Below are 811 nucleotides of genomic sequence, written 5' to 3'. Positions count from 1 at the left end.
CCTTGCCATTCGCTAGTAGTTAACGTTTAATAACAGGATGTTATTGAACGGTGACCTTCCTACAGAGGACTTTCACCTCATTAGTTCATGCCCATGCTGGGCGTACACAAGGCGTTGCAACACCGTTTCGCTTCGCTACACTCGACAGTTTGTAAGCAGCGCATTTAGCGAATCGCTGCGCGAAGTTTTTCGCACATGCGCTACTTACAAACTGCGGTTGAACTTCACGTTAGGCTCGCATAAAACAATTAGGTGCTAACCATGGAAAATCAAAAAAACATATTCCTTATATCCGGCGCAATACTTAGCGCAATTGCTGCACTACTTCATCTCGCATGCATTTATTTCGGTGCCCCCTTGTTTCGTTTCCTTGGCACTGAAGCCATGGCACAAATGTATGAATCTGGAAATACTACTCATCCAATTATTGCCTGTTTAATCTTAGCAGCAATTTTATTTTCTTGGTCTGCTTACGCCCTATCGGGAGCTGGCGTTATTTTTAAACTACCGTTTTTACGTTTCGCACTAATTTGCATTACATTGATCTATCTAATTCGTGGTTTAGCATTTCCACTTATAACGCCATATTTCCCTGAAAACAGTATGTTATTTTGGTATTCTTCTTCGTTTATAGTTTTCACTTTTGGGTTAATACATTTTGTAGGTCTTAAGCAGGTGTGGTCGAGGTTGTAAATTTGGCCTAATCGGGTAGCCGGAGGTATTTAGCCTCCAGCCCCCACACCACCCTGCATGCGGCTCCGCACAGGGCGGTTCATTTAGAACGCCTAACCTGTTTTCTGGTTCGGATAGT

General features: G+C 43.3%; 1 protein-coding gene. It reads left to right on the top strand.

Features of this window, described 5'->3' with window-relative positions; translation table 11 throughout:
• Positions 1-261: 261 nt before the first annotated feature.
• A complete protein-coding gene (locus M0413_RS22660) occupies positions 262-693 on the top strand; it encodes a hypothetical protein (protein WP_249555748.1) in 432 nt (143 codons plus the stop codon).
• Positions 694-811 lie beyond the last annotated feature (118 nt).

Source organism: Shewanella sp. 8A, from assembly GCF_023475945.1.
Taxonomy (GTDB): domain Bacteria; phylum Pseudomonadota; class Gammaproteobacteria; order Enterobacterales; family Shewanellaceae; genus Shewanella; species Shewanella xiamenensis.
Note: the sequence above shows the minus strand (reverse complement) of the source record. Positions and strands in the feature narration are given on the sequence as shown.

What these genes read in the sequence shown, in the direction of transcription:
- M0413_RS22660 (WP_249555748.1), top strand. Translation starts at nt 262, where the DNA reads ATGGAAAATCAAAAAAACATATTCCTTATATCCGGCGCAATACTTAGC.